The sequence below is a fragment of the Tistlia sp. genome (assembly GCF_040905785.1).
In the GTDB taxonomy this organism is placed as follows: Bacteria; Pseudomonadota; Alphaproteobacteria; order Kiloniellales; family DSM-21159; genus Tistlia.
Map to the genome: position 1 here is coordinate 1 of NZ_JBBDQW010000038.1, position 18886 is coordinate 18886.

Sequence of the window (18886 nt, forward strand, 5' to 3'; positions counted from 1 at the left end):
CTCTCCGCCAGCCCACGATAGTGAATATCAGAAAGTGAACAGGAGGCGGAAGAGGTGGGAGTGGTAACACCAATCATGGCCGCCGAGCTCGCCGAGCTCGCTAACGCGGAGGTTCTGCATTCAGCGGCTGCCGGGGTTTCGCGCCTCTCGAAGCCCTTCCGCAAAGTGGCGAATCACGGCTTGGCCTACGCCATCATGCCGCTGCTGAACCGGCTTAGCAGGCGCGGCTATGTGCAGTACCGGCCGGACCGTTACGCCCGTCGGTTCGCGGAGATATTGCGATACCAGGCCTTCTGGGAGCAGGGCGCGACGGCCAACAATCGCGGTGACTATGCACGCCTCTACTTCCTGATCGCGACCGTCGAAGCGCTACAGAGCAGCAACCTGCCGGGATCTTTCGCCGAACTCGGCGTCTACAAGGGCTGTTCGGCCAAGATTCTCAACCACCTTGCGCCAGATCGGCCACTCTGGTTGTTCGACACCTTCGAGGGCTTCCCGCTCGAGCACGCGCGCGACGACCCTTCCTCGGCTGAGGCAGGCGGCCTCGCAGCAAGCTTGGCAGAGGTGCGGGACTTCGTCGGGGCCGCGCCGGACATTCACTATTGCCAAGGCGTGTTTCCGGAGACGGCGGCACAAGTGCCGGAGAGCGAGCGCTTCGCGTTGGTGCACCTGGATGCTGACCTCTACGCGCCGACGAAAGCGGGACTGGAGTTCTTCTACCCGCGCCTCGTCCGGGGCGGCATCCTGATACTCCACGACTATCACAGCGGCTTATGGCCGGGCGTAACTTCGGCCGTGGACGAATTCCTCGCGGACAAGCCGGAGGGGCTCGTGCGCATTCCCGACAAGTCCGGAACCGCCGCGCTCACAAGATCGCGGGCGCCGACCTGACGGCGCCTACCACGCCCGGTGCTGCCGCGCCGGCAGCCACCAATCAGCACGAGGGCCTCCTGCTAGACGCCGGGCCCTTTCGGGGAGGGAATGACTTGCATTCGGACAAGAACAGATTGGCTACGAAGGAGAAGGAGGCGGCCACGCAGGGACGGATCGACGTGACCCACCGCCGCTACCGAGTTATTGCCGGCTACCAGGCCGAAACGGGCGTCGCGATCGCGTACCTGGGGATGCGCAAGATCGAGACGGTGCGTGCCGGGAACGTGACCGAAGCCCTGGAGGCTCTCAAAGGGACGCTCGACAGGCGTTTCGAGCACCTGAGATCCGAACGGAGCGGAGAAGTCCCCAGCGAAGCGGAGTACGACGAGGCGCTCCAGGTCCTGCGCGCGGATGTGCCCGAGCAGTCGATGGCGCTGCTGCTTCTCCTCTGCCGGCTGCCCGAGGTGTCGGCGACCTTGCCTGAGTTGGCGCTTCGGCTGGGCCGGTCGGAGCCCGCCGTGACGACGGAAGCCGCGCGGCTGGGCAGGAGGCTGGGCGCCCTCCTCGACTTCGCGCCCGACCCGGAGGGGCTCGACCGGCTGTTGGCGCCGGTGCTGTCCTTTGCGCGAGTGTCGAGGATCCGGCCCGGATCCCCGCAGATCCTCCGCCTCCGGCCGGAGATCGTCGCGCCTCTGCGCGGCCTGGGTCAGGGCGAGGCACGCGCGCTGCGATGAGCGAGGATCCGACACGGAAGGACCGACCACTCGGCGGCTCGAGGGCCGCGCTCGACAGCTCGGAGACGGTGGGGCGGGCGATCCAGCAGCACCTGCTGGCTCGGCGCGCTCCTCCCGGGAGCGAGGAGATCCGCGACGCTCCCCCTCCGGAACTCGGCGAGGAACTAAGGCTTGAGCAGGAGGCGGCGGAGGAGGACGCGCGGGCTGCACCCGCGGCTGTCCGTCTCCGGGCCCTAGAGGAGGCAGGACATCATGACCATGCGCAATCGCCGTGGCGTCTTCATCGAATGCGTGGAGGGCGACATTGCGGACCAGCCGGATATGGAAGCCGTCGTCAACGCCGCTAATGCCGAGCTGCGGATCGGCGGCGGCGTCGCGGGCGCGCTGCACGCCGCAGCTGGCCCGGGCCTTGAGGAAGAATGCCGTCCCCTTGCGCCGATCCGGCCCGGGCAAGCGGTGATCACCAGTGCCCACCGCCTCCCGAATCGCCACGTGATCCACTGCCTGGGGCCTGTCTACGGCCGGGACCAGCCGGAAGACGTGCTACTGGCCGCCTGCTACCGCAACGCGCTGCACCTGGTCGAGCTGCGACGGATCCGCTCTGTCGCCTTTCCCGCAATCTCGACTGGCGCTTTCGGCTACCCCGTAGAGCCTGCGGCACGCATCGCGCTCTCGACGGTCCTGGACGAACTGCAGCACCTGACGACTGCCAGGCACGTCCGCTTCGTCCTCTATAGTGCCCAGGACGCTATGCTTCACGGGCGCATCCTGGAAGAACTCCATGACCGAACCTGAGCGCGCCATTGGAGCGCGCGCCGAGAGGCAAAACGCTTCTGAAGCAGGGCCCGTAGCGGCCCCGTCAGGCGCCGCGTCCGGACTGTCCGCCTCGTTGCGGCCTGGGTGGCAAAGGACCGCCCTTCGAGGCCGCAACGGTCGCCTTGCGTATCGGCACTCGAAGTGCGCCACCGAGTGCTCAGGAAGGCGACAGCCGGTACAGGCTCGGTAGGAGCAGCCAGAGGGTGAGCGAAGCGGCGGTCGCATAAATCGACATCGCCAGGTACTGGAGCTCCAGGCTCACCCCTAGATCGAGCAGGACCCCAATCAGGCCTGGCGCCAAGGCAGAGGCGAAGACCTGGACCCCGAACGCGAGGGAGCGAATGGCACCGAGATGTCTTGTGCCGAAGAGCTCCGCCCAGATTGCGCCAAGCAGCGTCTTCGCGCTGCCGTTGGTGATCGCGCCGAGGACCATGAAGGCCGGCACGGCGTATCGAGAGTCGAACAGGCAGAGCACGAGCACGCCTCCAGCCATCGGAAGCAGAAACAGGGGCAGGAGCCGCCTCGCGTCGAGACGGTCGATGATCGCGCCAGTCAGAAGCGCCGCCAGAACGCTGACGCCAGCGAAGGCGGGAAACCAGCTGACGAACCAGTCGAGCGTCCAGCCCTTCACCTCGACCAGATAGACCTGGTGAAAAAAGACTGCGGTCATCACAAAGGAAGGCGCGATCACACCAGACAGCAGCAGGAAGAACTCTGGCCTGCGTAGCACCTCCGCACGCGTCCATTGGCCATGGCGCCGTTCCGTAGCGAAGTTCCGGGATATCCTCTGCGTGGGTGGCTCGTTGCGAAGAAACACCAACACAAGCGGTACCGACACCAGGCACAGCGCGGCAGCCGCCACCAGCCACGTCGGACGCCACCCGAGAGTCCCGATCAAGGCTACGGCGACGATCGGTAGCGCAGCCTCGCTCGCGGGAAGCCCCAGCACCGCCAGGGACATCATCCTCCCGCGCCTGCGCTCATACCAGCGCCCGACGCCGGTCATCGAAAGATGCCCCAAGGAGCCCTGGCCGAAGAGGCGCAAGCCGAAGAGGATGGGCAGGAGCAGGATGACGGACGTGTTGCTCGCCATAGCCGCGCAACAGACGGCGAGGCCGAGCAGCACGACAACCGCCAGCCAGCGGATCCGGAAACGATCGGCCAGGCCACCCGCCCAGATCAGCACGGCAGCGCTCGCCACATTGGCGAGGGTGTACAGGCCGCCGAAGGTTCCGTCGGTCAGTCCGAGTTCCGCCTTCAGCCACGGCGCGAAAAGGGCAATGAAGTAGGTCTGGCCAAAAGCCGATGAAAGCGTCATCAGGAAAGCAGCCACGACCGGTCCGGCCGGCGCCGGACGGCGCGCTTGCATCCCTTTCTCTCTCCTTGTTGCCGACAGCGCGCAGGCCCGCCAGGACGGGGCGGCAAGGCCAACGCCACACGCCAGCGGCGGGCGGTCTCTGCCGGCGCTGACCGAAGCTGCCGAGACAGGTGCGAGGCGGAAGCGACAGGCTCGGCAGCTAGGCGATGAGTCGCTCGATAGCACCTCGGTGCCGCACCGACATCATCCGTCCGGGCATGGCTGGGTCCTTGGACTCACTCGTCGGATAGCCTTGCCCCTGCGAGGCGGTCGCGAGCGCCGCATCCGGGCGGGAGCTTCCTTCGTGGCCGATTCGCGGCCTCACCTGCGATCAGATTGCCTACGCGCACCCTGGCCGTGTGCGCGCAGCTTTGGCGCCGCCGCGTGGGTGGTGACGCCGCCGTTTAGCGTTTGAGGGGACTCGGGGCTTTCGGCTTTGCTGGCGCCAACCCCTGGGAGCCTACCTTCCGTGAGCGCGCAGCCCGCCCTGCAGTTCGATCCCCTGGCCGCGGCCGCCTTCGTCGAGCGGCGCCGGCAGGATGCCGAGGCGCTGGGCCTGACCGTGCGCGTGCGCCGCGACTTCGCCGCGCTGCAGCGGCCGGGAGAGGCCGGCGGGCAGCCGGCGGGACGCCTGTTCGGCGCCGCCGGCTTCGACCTGCTGGCCGGCCGGGCCTTCTGGATCGAGACCGCCGACCTCGAGGGCCGGCGGGTGCACCAGCAGGCCATGCGCCACGAGGATCTCGCCGGCGCGACGGCGGCCGAGCTGCTGGAGAGCCAGCTGCGCCGGCTCTTCCCCGAGACCGCCGAGCGGCTGCCGGGCCCGCTCGACTGCGCGCCGATCCTCCACCGCCTGCGCGGCCGCCTGGTCTGGCACGGCGAGGCCTGGCTCGCCGAGAGCTGGCGCGGGCGCAACCTGGCGGGCCCGCTCGGCGAGCTCGCGCTCTGCCTGGCGCTGATCGAGTGGCGGCCGGACGCCATCCTCGGCGTCGCCAGCGAGCACGACACCCGCCGCGGCTACCCCCTGCGCGAGGGCTACCACCACGCCCAGCCGCTCGGCGAGCTCTGGCGCCTGGCGCCGAGCTGGCTCTACAGCGACGACTGGATCAATTGGGTCGAGGCGGACGAGCTGGTCCGGCTGGTCGGCCTGGACCGTGGGCGAAGCGAGTCACCACACCCACGGCCGGCCCGAGGCTGAGGCTGAGCGGCAGCACCAGGCGGTGGTAGGCGACGAGGTGCGTCATATCGTCGAGCGTCAGTGCGAGGCGGACGTGCTGGGCGATCGGCCGTCCCGCCGCCGCGGCCTCCCCGTAGACCGCCGAGAGCGCCAGGGCCGAGGGCTCGCCGGGCAGCGTGCGGCGGCCGGCGACGGCCAGGGCGACCTCGCGGCCGTAGATCAGGGCCGTCGTGGTGCGCAGGCCGCAGTGCAGGTAGGGCGCGCCCTCGCTGGCCGGGGCGAAGAGCTGGAGGTCGGGCAGCAGCGCCTCGAAGCCCTCGGCCGACTCGGCCGCCTGCCCCAGGCAGGCTCCATGCCAGGCCAGGGCCTGGGCGAAGACCTCCGAAGCCGCGGCGAGCCGCTCGACGGTCAGGTCCTCGATCTCGAGGGCGGCGCCCGGACGCGACATCGCTAGCCTTCGACCTCGCGCGCGCCGGAGCCGCCGAGACGGCCGACCAGCGCCTGCAGGCGGTCGGCCTGGTCGTTGACTTCGCGCAGCTCTTCAGGCGTCAGCTGCTCGGCCGCCGAGGCGCCGAAGCGGTCGCGCATGAACTGGCGCAGCAGCGCGGCGACGTCGGCGCCGAGGTGCGCCAGGACCGGATCCGGCACGCCCTCGCCGAACAGCAGCCAGTGGACCGAGACGCCGTAGAGCTCAGCCGCCTCGCGGAGCTGGCGCACGGTCGGCTCGGCGATGCCGGCCTCGACGCGCTGCAGCGCCTCCTCCGTCAGGCCCAGGGCCGTCGCCGCCTTGGCCCGTGCCAGCCCGCCGCGGGCGCGGCGCAGACGGCCGTTCAGGGTTTCCTGCGGCCGGTTTCCGGGCCGCGCGTTCCGGTCGGTCATGCCACAGGATTGCCACTTTGGGCCTTGACGTCGAGTCGTTTTGGTCGAGCAGGTCCCTCGAGCGGGCCCGCGCGGCGGCCTGTCAGACGATCCGGACGTTCTTGAACTGCCAGGGATCCTCGCGGTCGAGATCCTCGGCGAAGAGGGTCTCGCGGCGATCGAGCGGGGTCCAGTCGCCGTAGACGCCGACGACCGGGCCGAGGTAGGGCCGGCAGATCTCCAGGATCCGCTCGTGGTCCAGCTCCTCGGGCTCGACCAGGCCGCGCGCCGGGTTCTCGCAGGCCCAGATCAGTCCGGCGAGCACCGGGATCGTGACCTGCAGCGAGGTCGCGTTGTTGTGGGGCGCCAGGGCCCGCGCCTCGTCGACCGACAGCCGCGAGCCGTACCAGTAGGCGTTGCGCGCGTGGCCGCAGAGCAGCACGCCGAGTTCGTCGATGCCGCCCGGCTGGACCTCCTCGACGATCAGGCGCTTGCTCTCCTGCATCTGCCACTGCCGGCCGCTCAGCTCGTGGACCGACAGCACCGCAGCGTCGCAGGGGTGGTAGGCGTAGTGAACGGTCGGCCGGTAGAGCGCGCCGGAGCCGCCCGGCTCGCGCACCGTCAGGTAGTCGGCCAGGGAGATCGACTCGTTGTGGGTGATCAGGAAGGCGTCGATCGGGCCGGCCAGCGGCGTCCAGGTGCGCACGCGGGTCGAGGCGCCGGGGCGCAGCAGGTAGATCGCGGCGTCGGAGCCCGACTCGTGGCGGCGGCCGTCGGGCGGCAGGGCCTTCTCGTGGCTGCCCCAGCCGAGCTCCGCCGGCTGGCAGCCCTCGGAAAAGAAGCCCTCGACCGACCAGGTGTTGACGAACTCGCCCGGCCGCTTCGGCGTCGTCGGCACCTGGGTGTCGCGCTCGGCGACATGGATCACCTTGACACCCAGGCGGCGCGACAGGGCGGCCCAGCCGGCGCGGTCGACGGGCGGCGCGGCCTCGGCGCCGGTATCGCGGGCGATGTCGAGCAGCGCCTGCTTGACGAAGTGGCTGACCATGCCGGGGTTGGCGCCGTGGGTCAGCACCGCGGTCGGCGCGCCGGGCCCCAGCGCCCGGCCGGCGGCCAGGGCCTGCTCGCGCAGGGCATAGTTGGTGCGCTGGGCGGCCGGCACCGAGGCGTCGGTGTAGCCGCCCGGCCAGGGCTCGATGCAGGTGTCGAGGTAGAGCGCGCCGCGCTCGGCGGCGAAGCTGAAGAGGACGATCGAGGAGACGTCGACCGACAGGTTGAGCAGGAAGTCGCCGGGCCCGAGGCGTGGCTCCAGCTCGGCGCGGTAGTTGTCAGGCGTCAGCGCCACCGCGCGGAAGAGGACGCCGTACTCCTCGGCGACCGGGCGGCCCGATTCGTCCGGCGACAGGATCTCGATCCGGTCTGGCGCGATCTCGAGATGGCGCAGGATCAGCGGCAGCACGCCCTGGCCGATCGAGCCGAAGCCGACCATGACGAGGCGGCGGGAGAAGGCGAGATACTTCTTCGGCTCGGCCATCGGCTTTCGACGCTCCTGCTTGGGCCCCGGGCGGGCGCGGATTCCGGCCAGCGGCCGCTGCGCCGCGCCGCATAGAGAAAAGGGCCCGGAGGCGCAACCGCAAAGCCGCGAAGACGGTCGTGGAAGGTGTCGCCAAACCCTTAACGGGCCTCGCTTTCCCGGCTCCGCCCGCCTTGAAATTTTCACTTGCGCCGGCGGCCGAAAGCTCCATATTCCGCTTCCGACGCAAATGCGCACGTGCCTCTGGTCGTCCCGAACGGCCACGCAACGACGTCCCAGCGGATCTCGTTGATTTGGCCGCCGGCCCAAGCCCCAGGGCGAAGCCGGTACGGAGACGGTGCAATGACGACACGCAGGCCGCTTGCGGCTCTCCCACACTACTTTTTCCTGGCGACACGCGACGCGACCTCGGCGCCCTCGCTGCGCTGGGACTATTGGATGCTACTCGGCCGGGACGTGCCGTCGAGCAGTACGAGGGGCTGACGCCCAGCTTCTTCCCTCGCTGCTCGAGACCACGACTCCCTTTCGGGAATTTCCGTGAACGGATTCCCGCCGGCCCCCAGGAGCCTCCGCCGATGACCCCGAAGATCGCCCGCTTCCTCGCGGAGCAGCGTCCCGCCACGCCCTGCCTAGTGCTCGACCTCGACGTCGTCGAGGAGCGCTACCGCTCGCTCGCCGCGGCGCTGCCCTCGGCCTCGATCTACTACGCCGTCAAGGCCAATCCGGCGCCCGAGATCCTGGCGCTGCTGGAGCGTCTCGGCTCCTGCTTCGACACGGCCTCCGCCCAGGAGATCCGGATGGTGCTGGCGACCGGCGCGGGTCCGGAGCGGATCTCCTTCGGCAACACCATCAAGAAGCAGGCCGACATCGCCTGGGCGCACTCCCAAGGCGTCAGCCTCTACGCCTTCGACAGCGAGGCCGAGCTCGAGAAGCTCGCCGAAGCGGCGCCGGGCAGCCGCGTCTTCTGCCGCATCCTGGTCGAGACCCAGGGCGCCGAGTGGCCGCTCTCGCGCAAGTTCGGCTGCGCGCCCGAGATGGCCGCGGACCTGCTGGTGCGCGCCCGCGAGCGCGGCCTGGAGCCTTACGGCGTCTCCTTCCACGTCGGCTCGCAGCAGACCGACACCGAGCAGTGGGACGTCGCCCTGGGCGCGGCGAAGATGGTCTTCGCCAGCCTGCAGGAGGCCGGCATCGAGCTGAAGCTGGTCAACCTGGGCGGCGGCTTCCCGACCCGCTACCGCGAAGAGATCGGCGGCATCGACGCCTACGGGGCGCGCATCGCCGAGGCGCTGGCACGGCAGTTCGGCAACCACGTCCCGGCGACCATCGTCGAGCCCGGCCGCTACATGGTCGGCGAGGCCGGCGTCATCGAGGCCGAGGTCGTGCTGGTCGCCCGCAAGTCCTATGCCGAAGACAAGCGCTGGGTCTACCTGGACATCGGCCGCTTCTCCGGGCTCGCCGAGACCGAGGGCGAGGCGATCCGCTACCCGATCCTGACGCCGCGCGACGGCGGCGCGGCCGGGCCGGTGGTACTGGCGGGGCCGAGCTGCGATTCCGCCGACATCCTCTACGACAAGGCGGGCTACGAGCTGCCCCTCGACCTGGCGGTCGGCGACCGCGTTCGGCTGCTCTCGACCGGTGCCTACACCACGACCTACGCCTCGGTCGGCTTCAACGGCTTCCCGCCGCTCGCCAGCTACTGCATCTGAGCCGGCAGGTCCGAGGGCGCAGCGGCGCCCCCGGATCGCGCCTTTCCTGGCCCGCCCACCACCAAGCCCGAGGCGCTGGCATCGCGGCCGGCCGCGTGCTAAGGCGGTCGGACCGGCCCGAGGGATCAGGCCGGGCGGCTGGCAGATCGGGTGGGGTAGATCGGGTGGGAATGTCGATGTCGATGCGTTTCCTCATGGCGGCCACCGCCGCGCTGAGCATCCTGGGCAGCGGCGCGGCCCTCGCCCAGAGCGGCTACCCCGCGCCCTACGCCCAGCAGCCCTATCCCCAGGGCTACGCCCAGCCGCAGGTCCTCCCGCAGGCCAACCCCTACGCGCCGGCCAACCGCTACCCCCAGGGCTACGCCTCGCCCTATGGCCAGGGCTACGCCGCGCCCTATGGACAGCCGGCCTACGGCACCGCCTCCTACGTGCAGCCCTCCTACGGCTCGCCCTATTCTCCGCAGGCGGGCGACCCATTCCCCGAGCAGCCGGCGCAGGGGCGCTATCAGCAGCCCGACAGCCCGACCGTGATCGTCTCGGGCGGCGGCGTCCAGACGCTGGGCGGCGCCGCGAGCGCGCCACCCGCCGCGCCGCTACGCGCCGAACAGCCGGCACGCAGCCAGCCGGTCCCGGCCGCGCAACCGCGCCGGGCGGAGCCCGCCGCCCAGCCAATCGCCGCCCAGCCGATCGCCGTCGAGCCGCCGCCGGCCACGCCCGCGGGTACCATGGCCGCCGGTTCCATGGCCGCCGGTTCCATGGCTGGTGGGCGGCCGCAGGCGCCCGCCGGCACCTTCGACGAGCTCTACGCCGCCCGCCACGAGCAGCCGCAGGTCGCCCAGTGGGAGCCGGATCCCCAGGAGGGCTACGGCGGCTGGTTGTCGGAGCTGCGCTTCGGCGTGCTGGAGCACGACGCCGGCCTGTGGAGCGGCAAGAAAGAGGACGGCCTAGACATCAACGGCGAGATCCTCTTCACCTCGCCCGCCTTCCTCGACTTCATGTTCTCGCCGCGCCCGACGATCGGCGGCACCATCCACACCGAGGGCGAGATCAACGTCGTCTATCTCGGCCTGACCTGGGAGTGGAACGTCACACCCTGGCTCTACCTCGAGGCCCAGTGGGGCCCGGCCTTCCACGACGGCAACCTGACCGGCCAGACGGCCGACAAGAAGGGTTACGGCTGCCCCGTGCTGTCGCGCGTCTCCGCGGGGGTCGGCGTGCGCTACGAGCACCATTCGCTCCAGGCCTTCTACTCGCACATGTCCAACGGCGACATCTGCGAGGAGAACGACGGCCTCGACACCGCCGGCATCCGGTACGGCTACCGCTTCTAGCCCAGAACGGGTGCGGCGGCGGGCCGCACGGACGGCGTTCCCAGGCGCCCCGGTTCTGGTCTAGTCTGCCGGCCATGCGCAGCCTGGATCGCTACATCTTCGGCCAGCTCGGCTGGACGACCATCGCGGTGACCATCGCCCTGACCTTCGCGATCTGGCTGACCCAGTCGCTGCGGCTCTTCGACTACATCGTCAACCGCGGCCTGCCGGCCGACAAGTTCCTGCTGTTCGCCGCCCTGCTGATGCCGTCCTTCCTGGGCGTCGTGGTGCCGATCGCGGCCTTCGTCGCGGTGCTCTTCGTCTACAACAAGATGGTCGGAGACCGGGAGTTGGTCGTGCTGCGGGCGGCCGGCCTCAGCCAGGGCCAGCTGGCGCGCGCCGCCGTCTTCCTGTGCGGTATCTGCGTCATCGTCGGCTACGGCATGACGATCTACCTGCAGCCGGCCTCCTTCCGCGCCTTCAAGGACCTGCAGTTCGAGCTGCGCAACGACCTCTCGACGGTGCTGGTGCAGGACGGCGTGTTCAACGAGATCGAGGACGGCCTGACGGTCTACGTGCGCGAGCGCCTCGACAACGGCGAGCTCCTCGGCATCCTGGTCCACGACCAGCGCGAGAGCGGACAGCCGGTGACGATCATGGCCAAGCGCGGCGCGCTGGTGAAGGCGCCCGAAGGGACCATGGTGGTGATGGGCGAGGGCAACCGCCAGGAGTTCGACGCCACCAAGGGACGCCTGTCGATGCTGGAGTTCGACCGCTACTCGGTCGAGCTCGGCTCGATGACCGGCGCCGACCAGATACCCTGGCGCTGGCGCGAGCCGCCGGAGCGCTATCTCGGCGAGCTGCTCGGGCCTCCGGAGGTCGAGGAGGACACGCGCTACCGCCCCCAGCTGATGGCGGAGTTCCACCAGCGCATGGTGGTGCCGCTCTACACCATCGCCTTCGTCGCGATCGGCCTCGCGGCGATGCTGGGCGGCGAGTTCGACCGCCGCGGCCGGCCGCGGCGCTTGGCCGCGGCGGTGATTGCGGTCGGCGGACTCGAGGGCCTGCAGCTCACGCTCCAGGACTTCGCCGAGCGCACGCCCGAGATCGCCGGGCTGATCTACCTGCCGCCGGTCGTGGTGACGCTCATCGCCCTGGCCTTCCTCTACCAGCGCCCGCGACGGCGGAACCGCGCCGCCGTGGCCGCCTGATGACCGCTTCGCCGGCCGAGGGCCCGGGCACCTCCTGCGACCGCGCGGCCATTGAGGCCTTCCTCGCCGAGCCGGCGAGCTATGGCCTGGACGGCGCGGCGGTCGAGCGGATCGACACCCACGTCGCGACCGTCTTCCTCGCCGGCGAGCGCGCCTACAAGCTGAAGCGGCCGGTCGCCTATTCCTTCCTCGACTTCACCACCCTCGAGGCGCGCCGCGCCGCCCTCTGCCGCGAGCTCGAGCTCAACCGCCGGACCGCGCCGGAGCTCTATCTCGCGGTCGTGCCGCTGCTGCTCGACGAGACGGGCACCCTGTGCTTCGGCGAGGCCGAGGCCGAGCGTCAGGAAGAGGCCGGGCAGCAGCAGGCCGTCGAGTGGGTGCTGGTGATGCGCCGCTTCGACCAGGAGGACCGCTTCGACCGCCTGGCCGAGAGCGGCGGCCTGGACCGACCGCTGGTCGAGCGGCTGGTCGACGGCGTGATGGCCTTCCACCAGTTCGCGGAGCGCTTGGGCAAGCCCTTCGGCGGCGCCGCCTACCTGCGCCGCGTCGTGGCCGAGAACGTGGCGGATTGCGCGGACCTCGGCGAGATCCTGCCGGCCGAGCGGATCGCGCGCTACAGCGCCGCCGCCGCCGAGGCGGTCGCCGAGGTCGCCGCGATCCTCGACTCGCGGCGTGCCGGCGGCCTGGTCCGCCGCTGCCACGGCGACCTGCACCTGGCCAACATCGTGCTTTGGCGCGGCGAGCCGACGCTGTTCGACTGCATCGAGTTCAGCGAGGAGATCGCCAACGTCGACCTGCTCTACGACTTCGCCTTCCTGCTGATGGACCTCGACGTCCGCGGACTGCGCGACCTCGCCTCGGCGGCCTGCGCCCGCTATTTCGGGCGCAGCGGCCAGAGCGCCTCCCTGCGCGCCCTGCCGGTCCTGCTGTCGATCCGCGCTGCCGTCCGCGCCAAGGTGACGGCCCTCGGGCTGGCGGCGCAGCGCAGCGAGCGGGAGCGCGCGGCGGGTGAAGCGCAGGCGCTCGCCTACCTGGCCGCCGCCGAGCGCTACCTCGAGCCCTCGCGGCCGCGGCTGATCGTCGTCGGCGGCCTCTCCGGCAGCGGCAAGTCGACCCTGGCGCGCAGCCTGGCGCCGCTCCTCGCCGGGCCGCTCGGCGCCCTGCACCTGCGCAGCGACCTGCTGCGCAAGCGGCTGTTCGGCGTCGCCCCCGAGGAAAGGCTGCCGGAGCAGGCCTACGGCCGCGACGTCAACCGGCAGGTCTACGAGCTGCTGCTCGCCGAGGCGCGCATGGCCCTGGTCGCGGGCTGGCCGGTGGTGGTCGATGCCGTCTTCGCCCGTCCCGGGGAGCGTCACGACGTCCGCGAGATCGCCGCCGATCTCGGCCTGCCGCTTGAAGCCATCTGGCTCGAGGCGCCGGACGAGCTGCTCAAGCAGCGCGCGGCGCGGCGCGGGCGCGACGTCTCGGACGCGACGCCGACCGTCGTCGAGCGCCAACTCGCGCTCGACCTCGGCCAGATCGAGTGGCCGCGCCTCAGCGCCACCGGCGACGGCGCCGCCGTCGCCGCGGCAGCCCGAGAGCTGCTCGACATCGGCCCGCCCGACGGCGTCTGATCCCAGTCGAGGCGCTCGGGCGGGCGCCGGTCCCGGGGGAGAGGGCATGGGCGAGGCTGCGGGATCGCGACGGCGGGTGGGGAGCGACGCCGAGAACCGATCGGGACTCGTGATCGGCCCCGTGGCGACGCTGCTGATCAGCGTCAGCCTGCTGGTGCTCGGCAACGGGCTGCAGGGCACGCTCCTGGTCGTGCGCGCCGGCCAGGAGGGATTCCGCGGCGAGACGATCGGCGCGATGATGTCGGCCTATTTCGCCGGCTACGCGCTCGGCTCCCTGCTTTTGCCGCGCGTGGTCGGCTCGGCCGGTCACATCCGGGCCTTCGCCGGCTTCGCCTCGATCGCCTCGGCCGTTCCGCTGATGCACCTGCTGCTCCTTGACGCACCGGCGTGGATCCTGCTGCGCGCCGTGACCGGCTTCGCCTACGCCGGCATGATCCTGGTCACGGAGAGCTGGCTCAACGCCCATGCGGTGCGGGCGACGCGCGGGCGCCTGCTCGCGCTCTACGGTATGGTCACCATGGGCGTCTGGGCGCTGGGCCAGGGCGCCCTCAACCTGGCGCCGACGGAGGGCATCGTGCTGTTCCTCGTCGCCTCGGTGCTGGTCTCTTTCGCCCTGGTCCCGATCACGCTGCTGCCGAGCCGGCCGCCGACGATCGCGGGCCAGGCGCCGCTCAAGCTGCGTCGGCTCCTGAACACCTCGCCGCTGGGCACGCTGGGCGCCATGACCTCCGGCCTGGCGCTCGGCGCCTTCTGGGGAATGGGGCCGAGATTCGCCCAGGACGTCGGCCTCGACACCGCCGGCATATCCGCCTTCATGGCCGTGGTGCTACTCGGCGCGCTGGTTCTGCAGTGGCCGCTCGGCTGGCTGTCCGACCGGCATCCGCGCCGCCTGGTGATCGCCGGCGCCTGCCTCGGCGCCGCCCTTGCCGGGACGGGCCTGGCGCTCGCCGAGCAGGCCGGCCTGCCCGCCTTGCTAACGCTCGGCTTCCTGTTCGGCGGCTTCGGCATCCCGCTCTACACGCTCTGCGTCGCCCACGCCAACGACCGCCTGCGGGCAGAGGAGACCCTGGCGGCGGCGCAAGGCCTTGTGCTGCTGAACGGACTCGGGGCCGCCCTAGGGCCGATCCTCGCCAGCCTCGAGATGCGCTGGCTCGGCCCCGGCGGCCTGTTCCTCCACGCGGCGGCGCTGCTCACGGCACTGATGGCGGTGGCGCTGCTGCGCCGCTGGCAGGGCCCAGCCGAGTCCACGACCACGCCACTGCTGCCCTGCACGCCCCAGATCGCCCTGGCCCTCGACACGCGCGGCGAGGACCGCTGAGCGGTCCGCCTACAGTTCCCGCGGCTCGGCCGGCTCCGGCGCCGCGACCAGGTCGCGATAGGCGTGCCAGGTCGCGTGGCCGACGATCGGCAGGGTGACGATCAGGCCGAGGTAGAAGGTCGCCAGGCCGGCGCCGATGAACAGCACGATCAGGCAGGCCCAGACGAACATCGGGAAGGGGTTGCGGCGCACCGCCTCGACGCTGGTCGCGATCGCCACCACGACGTTGACGTCGCGGTCGAGCAGCATCGGCGCCGAGATCGCGGCGATGGCGAAGACCAGCGTCGCCAGCAGGGCGCCGATGCCGCCGCCGACCAGCAGGAAGGGGATCGACTCCCAGCGCAGGAAGACGTGCTCGAGGAAGCCGCTCGGCGAGGGCGGGTCGTAGGCGAAGAACAGCATGAAGATCAGCGAGGCGAGGCGCATCCAGGCGATGAAGAAGAGCAGCAGCACCACGCCGAGCAGCGCCACCTGGCCGAGGTTGCGCTGCCAGGCGGTCAGTGCCAGTCGCATTGAGCAGGGCTCGCCGGCCTGGAGCCGCCGGCTGGTCTCGTAGAGACCGACGGCGAGCACCGGCGCGACCAGCAGGAAGCCGCCGGCAAGCGGCAGGAACAGCTCGAAGAGGTCCCAGGCCGCCATCAGCGCCAGCACCAGGAAGCCGACCAGCGCGAAGAGCGCGCCGTAGCCGAGGCCGACCGCGGGGGCTGCCCGCAGGTCGACCCAGCCGCGGGCCAGCCAGGTCCAGGGCTGGTCGGCCGAGATCCGGTTGATCCGCGGCACGCCGCTGGACAGCACCGCCACCTGCTCGCTCATCGTTCCCTCCCCTTTTCCGGCCCTGCCCTTTTCCGGCCCTGCCGGTCCGGCTTATGATGGCCCGGCGCGCCGGGCGGGTCGAGCCTGGCGCCAAGACAGCCCGGGACGCAAGCGGCGGGCATTGACGCAGATCAATGTCGGGAAGGCTCCTCCTGCGGCTTTCTCCTGCCAGCGGGCCGCGGCGCGAGGGCGTCCGGCTGCGACGAAGAGAGGGGAACCATGTCCGACAGCGCCGTCGTGGCGGGCCGCTATCCGGCCTCGCCCTACGATGACGGCCCGATCCGGCTGCTGACGATCGCAACCATGTTCTGGGGCGTCGTCGGCTTCCTGGTCGGCATCGTCATCGCCTTCCAGCTCGCCTACCCGGCGCTCAACCTGAACGAGGCCTGGACGACCTTCGGCCGCCTGCGGCCGGTCCACACCTCGGGCGTGATCTTCGGGTTCGGCGGCAACGCGCTGATCGCGACCTCGCTCTACGTCGTGCAGCGGACCTGCCGGACGCGACTGTTCGGCGGCGAGGAGGCCGGCTACTTCCTGTTCTTCGGCTACCAGCTGTTCCTGGTCATGGCCGCCTGGGGCTACATCAACGGCGTGACCCAGAGCCGCGAGTATGCGGAGCCGGAATGGTACGTCGACATCTGGCTGGCGATCGTCTGGGTCGCCTACCTGGTCGTCTTCGTCGGCACGATAATGAAGCGCCGCGAGCCGCACATCTACGTGGCCAACTGGTTCTACCTGGCCTTCATCGTGACCATCGCGATGCTGCACATCGTCAACAACCTCGCGGTTCCGGTGTCCTGGACCGGCGCCAAGAGCTACAGCCTCTTCGCCGGCGTCCAGGATGCGCTGATCCAGTGGTGGTACGGCCACAACGCGGTCGGCTTCTTCCTGACCGCCGGCTTCCTCGGGATCATGTACTACTTCATCCCGAAGCAGGCCGAGCGGCCGGTCTATTCCTATCGACTGTCGATCATCCACTTCTGGTCGCTGATCTTCCTCTACATCTGGGCCGGACCGCACCACCTGCACTACACCGCCCTGCCCGACTGGGCGCAGACGCTCGGCATGACCTTCTCGGTCATGCTCTGGATGCCGTCCTGGGGCGGCATGATCAACGGACTGATGACCCTGTCGGGCGCCTGGGACAAGCTGCGCACCGACCCGGTCCTGCGCTTCCTGGTGACCTCCGTCGCCTTCTACGGCATGAGCACCTTCGAGGGGCCGCTGATGTCGGTGAAGCCGGTCAACGCGCTGTCCCACTACACCGACTGGACCATCGGCCACGTGCATTCGGGCGCGCTCGGCTGGGTCGCCTTCATCTCCTTCGGCGCGGTCTACTTCCTGGTGCCGAAGCTGTGGGGGGCCACGAGGCTCTACTCGATCAAGCTGGTCAGCTACCACTTCTGGATCGCGACCCTCGGGATCGTGCTCTACATCACCTCGATGTGGATCAGCGGCATCATGCAGGGCCTGATGTGGCGGTCCTACGACCAGCTCGGCTTCCTGCAGTACTCCTTCGTCGAGACCGTGGCCGCGATGCATCCCTTCTACGTGATCCGGGCGCTCGGCGGGGTCCTGTTCCTGATCGGCGCGCTGATCATGGTCTACAACCTCGTCAGGACCGCGCGGGGCGAGATCCGCGACGAAAAGGTCGTGCTGCGTGGGCCCGCCGCCCACCGGCTGCCGGCCGAGTAAGGGGGCCCCGTCATGGCACTGCTCGACAAGCACCACAAGATCGAGAAGAACGTCAGCCTGATGCTGGTGCTGACCCTGATCACCGTCGCCATCGGCGGCTTGGTCGAGATCGTTCCGCTGTTCACCATCGAAACCACGATCGAGCGGGTCAAGGGCGTGCGGCCCTACAGCCCGCTCGAGCTGAGCGGGCGAAACATCTACATCCGCGAGGGCTGCTACCTCTGCCACTCGCAGCAGATCCGGCCGTTCCGCGACGAGGCCGAGCGCTACGGCCACTACTCCCTGGCCGCGGAATCGATGTACGACCACCCCTTCCAGTGGGGCTCCAAGCGGACCGGGCCGGACCTTGCCCGGGTCGGCGGCAAGTACTCAAACGACTGGCACGCCGCGCACCTGGCCGACCCACGCTCGGTGGTCCCGGAGTCGATCATGCCCCCCTACGCCTTCCTCTACGAGCGGCCGGTTTCCGACTCGGACATCGCCGACCACCTGCTGGCCAACCGCGCCGTCGGCGTGCCCTACGACGAGACGGCGATCGAGAACGCAGCGGCCGACCTCAGGGATCAGGCCGACCCGGCCGCCGACCACGAGGGCCTGCTCGCGCGCTACCCCAAGGCCGCGGTCGGCGACTTCGACGGCCGGCCGGGCCCGCCGAGCGAGATGGACGCGCTGATCGCCTACCTGCAGATCCTCGGGCGGATGGTCGACTTCACCGACGTCCGCCCCGACGACCTGCGCCAGCAGTAGGCCCGACCATGGAAGAGCTGGGATCCTTCCTGCGCAGCTTCTGGGTCGTCTGGCTGATGGCGATCTTCGTGGGCATCGTCCTGTGGGTCTACTGGCCGAGCCGCAGGCGCAAGCGGCGCATGCAGGACCACGCCCACATTCCCTTGCGCGACGAGCTCCCGCCGTCCGGGCCGCAGGCCCCGGACGAAACCCGGGACGACCGGAGGCCCGAGTAAGATGCCGACGAAGATCGAGAAGGACGCCGTCACCGGCACCGAGACGACGGGCCACGAGTGGGACGGCATCAAGGAGCTCAACACGCCGCTGCCGAAGTGGTGGCTCTGGGTGCTTTACGCGACGATCGCCTGGTCGCTGGTCTACTACGTGTTCTACCCGGCGATCCCCTACGTCACGGGTGCGACCAACGGCCTTCTGGGATGGTCGAGCCGCGAGCAGATCCGCGAGCAGCTGGCCGAGGCGGAGGCCGCCCGGGCGGACTACCTCGACGGCCTGCGCGAGGTCGAGCTGGCGGCGATCCCGGACGACGCCCGGCTGTTCGAGTTCGCGCGACGTGGCGGCCAGGCCGTCTTCAACGAGAACTGCGCCCAGTGCCACGGCGTCGGCGGCGCCGGCAATCCCGGCGGCTTCCCGGTGCTGGCCGACGACGTCTGGCTGTGGGGCGGCACGCTGGACGCGATCTCCACGACGGTGCAGCACGGCATCCGCTGGAACGACGACCCGGACACCCGGATCTCCGAGATGCCGGCCTTCGGCGAGATGCTGGCGCGCGAGGAGGTCGGCCAGGTCGCGGACTACGTGCTCTCGCTGTCGGGAGGCGGCGAAGGCACCGAGGCCGATCTCGAGGCCGGAGCGAGCCTGTTCCTCGACAACTGCGCCGCCTGCCACGGCGAGCAGGGCGAGGGTGTCCAGGACCTGGGTGCGCCGCGGCTGAACGACGCCGTCTGGCTCTACGGCGGCACGCGCGCCGAGGTGATCGACCAGGTGGCCCGGCCGAAGCACGGCGTCATGCCGGCCTGGTCCGGCCGCCTGGACGAGAACACCATCAAGATGCTCAGCATCTACGTCCATTCGCTGGGCGGCGGCGAGTAGCCCCCTTCCCACCATCGCCGGCCGATTTGATCCACCGC

The 18886-nt window shown here is 70.4% G+C and carries 18 protein-coding genes; 13 read left to right on the forward strand and 5 right to left on the reverse strand.

Annotation, left to right across the window (positions count from 1 at the left end):
• Positions 1–75 precede the first annotated feature (75 nt).
• From WD341_RS09280 to WD341_RS09290, 3 genes are all read left to right on the forward strand, one after another.
• Positions 76–891, forward strand: coding sequence for a TylF/MycF/NovP-related O-methyltransferase (locus WD341_RS09280; RefSeq protein ID WP_368425165.1), 816 nt, complete (start codon positions 76–78; stop codon positions 889–891).
• 95 nt (positions 892–986) lie between these two features.
• The gene (locus WD341_RS09285) at positions 987–1607 is read left to right on the forward strand and encodes a hypothetical protein (protein ID WP_368425166.1); all 621 of its coding nucleotides are present in this window, start codon (positions 987–989) and stop codon (positions 1605–1607) included.
• A 252-nt stretch (positions 1608–1859) separates the two neighbouring features.
• Positions 1860–2402, forward strand: a complete 543-nt coding sequence (locus tag WD341_RS09290; RefSeq protein ID WP_368425167.1) for a macro domain-containing protein — start codon at positions 1860–1862, stop codon at positions 2400–2402.
• Positions 2403–2580: 178 nt separating this feature from the next.
• Here the strand turns inward: WD341_RS09290 and WD341_RS09295 are convergent, their stop codons facing one another.
• On the reverse strand, positions 2581–3792 hold the full coding sequence (locus tag WD341_RS09295; RefSeq protein ID WP_368425168.1) for an MFS transporter: 1212 nt from the start codon (positions 3790–3792) through the stop codon (positions 2581–2583).
• Positions 3793–4249: 457 nt separating this feature from the next.
• On the opposite strand from WD341_RS09295, the gene WD341_RS09300 reads away from it, so the two are divergent.
• Entirely contained in the window at positions 4250–4975 is a 726-nt protein-coding gene (locus WD341_RS09300) for a hypothetical protein (protein ID WP_368425169.1), read from the forward strand.
• Here WD341_RS09300 and WD341_RS09305 read toward each other — a convergent pair.
• The 3 genes from WD341_RS09305 to WD341_RS09315 form a co-directional block, all read right to left on the reverse strand.
• Positions 4884–5402, reverse strand: coding sequence for a hypothetical protein (locus WD341_RS09305; protein ID WP_368425170.1), 519 nt, complete (start codon positions 5400–5402; stop codon positions 4884–4886). The two genes, WD341_RS09300 and WD341_RS09305, sit on opposite strands and share 92 nt — an antisense overlap.
• Before the next feature lie 2 nt (positions 5403–5404).
• Positions 5405–5833, reverse strand: a complete 429-nt coding sequence (locus tag WD341_RS09310; protein ID WP_368425171.1) for a helix-turn-helix domain-containing protein — start codon at positions 5831–5833, stop codon at positions 5405–5407.
• An 82-nt stretch (positions 5834–5915) separates the two neighbouring features.
• The gene (locus WD341_RS09315; protein WP_368425172.1) at positions 5916–7346 is read right to left on the reverse strand and encodes a homospermidine synthase; all 1431 of its coding nucleotides are present in this window, start codon (positions 7344–7346) and stop codon (positions 5916–5918) included.
• Positions 7347–7921: 575 nt separating this feature from the next.
• Between WD341_RS09315 and WD341_RS09320 the strand changes: the two genes are divergently transcribed.
• From WD341_RS09320 to WD341_RS09340, 5 genes are all read left to right on the forward strand, one after another.
• Positions 7922–9052 carry a type III PLP-dependent enzyme gene (locus WD341_RS09320; protein WP_368425173.1) on the forward strand — a complete coding sequence of 377 codons (1131 nt, stop codon included), beginning with the start codon at positions 7922–7924 and terminating at the stop codon, positions 9050–9052.
• Positions 9053–9228: 176 nt separating this feature from the next.
• The gene (locus tag WD341_RS09325) at positions 9229–10383 is read left to right on the forward strand and encodes an acyloxyacyl hydrolase (RefSeq protein ID WP_368425174.1); all 1155 of its coding nucleotides are present in this window, start codon (positions 9229–9231) and stop codon (positions 10381–10383) included.
• A gap of 74 nt (positions 10384–10457) precedes the next feature.
• Entirely contained in the window at positions 10458–11573 is a 1116-nt protein-coding gene (gene lptF / locus WD341_RS09330; RefSeq protein ID WP_368425175.1) for an LPS export ABC transporter permease LptF, read from the forward strand.
• The gene (locus WD341_RS09335; RefSeq protein ID WP_368425176.1) at positions 11573–13186 is read left to right on the forward strand and encodes an AAA family ATPase; all 1614 of its coding nucleotides are present in this window, start codon (positions 11573–11575) and stop codon (positions 13184–13186) included. The genes lptF and WD341_RS09335 overlap by 1 nt, the downstream gene beginning before the upstream one ends.
• A gap of 46 nt (positions 13187–13232) precedes the next feature.
• Complete coding sequence (locus WD341_RS09340; protein ID WP_368425177.1) at positions 13233–14504, forward strand: MFS transporter; 1272 nt, start codon at positions 13233–13235, stop codon at positions 14502–14504.
• A 9-nt stretch (positions 14505–14513) separates the two neighbouring features.
• On the opposite strand, the gene WD341_RS09345 is transcribed toward WD341_RS09340, so the two are convergent.
• Positions 14514–15317, reverse strand: a complete 804-nt coding sequence (locus tag WD341_RS09345; RefSeq protein ID WP_368425178.1) for a DUF2189 domain-containing protein — start codon at positions 15315–15317, stop codon at positions 14514–14516.
• Between the two features lie 219 nt (positions 15318–15536).
• Here WD341_RS09345 and ccoN point away from each other — a divergent pair, with 219 nt between their 5' ends.
• Genes ccoN through ccoP form a run of 4 tightly spaced genes read left to right on the forward strand, consistent with a single transcriptional unit; the run spans position 15537 to position 18848 of the window.
• Entirely contained in the window at positions 15537–17012 is a 1476-nt protein-coding gene (ccoN, locus tag WD341_RS09350; protein ID WP_368425179.1) for a cytochrome-c oxidase, cbb3-type subunit I, read from the forward strand.
• A gap of 12 nt (positions 17013–17024) precedes the next feature.
• Entirely contained in the window at positions 17025–17759 is a 735-nt protein-coding gene (ccoO, locus tag WD341_RS09355) for a cytochrome-c oxidase, cbb3-type subunit II (RefSeq protein WP_368425180.1), read from the forward strand.
• 8 nt (positions 17760–17767) lie between these two features.
• Entirely contained in the window at positions 17768–17974 is a 207-nt protein-coding gene (locus WD341_RS09360; protein WP_368425181.1) for a cbb3-type cytochrome oxidase subunit 3, read from the forward strand.
• A 1-nt stretch (position 17975) separates the two neighbouring features.
• Positions 17976–18848, forward strand: coding sequence for a cytochrome-c oxidase, cbb3-type subunit III (gene ccoP, locus WD341_RS09365; protein ID WP_368425182.1), 873 nt, complete (start codon positions 17976–17978; stop codon positions 18846–18848).
• The last annotated feature ends 38 nt before the right edge of the window (positions 18849–18886 follow it).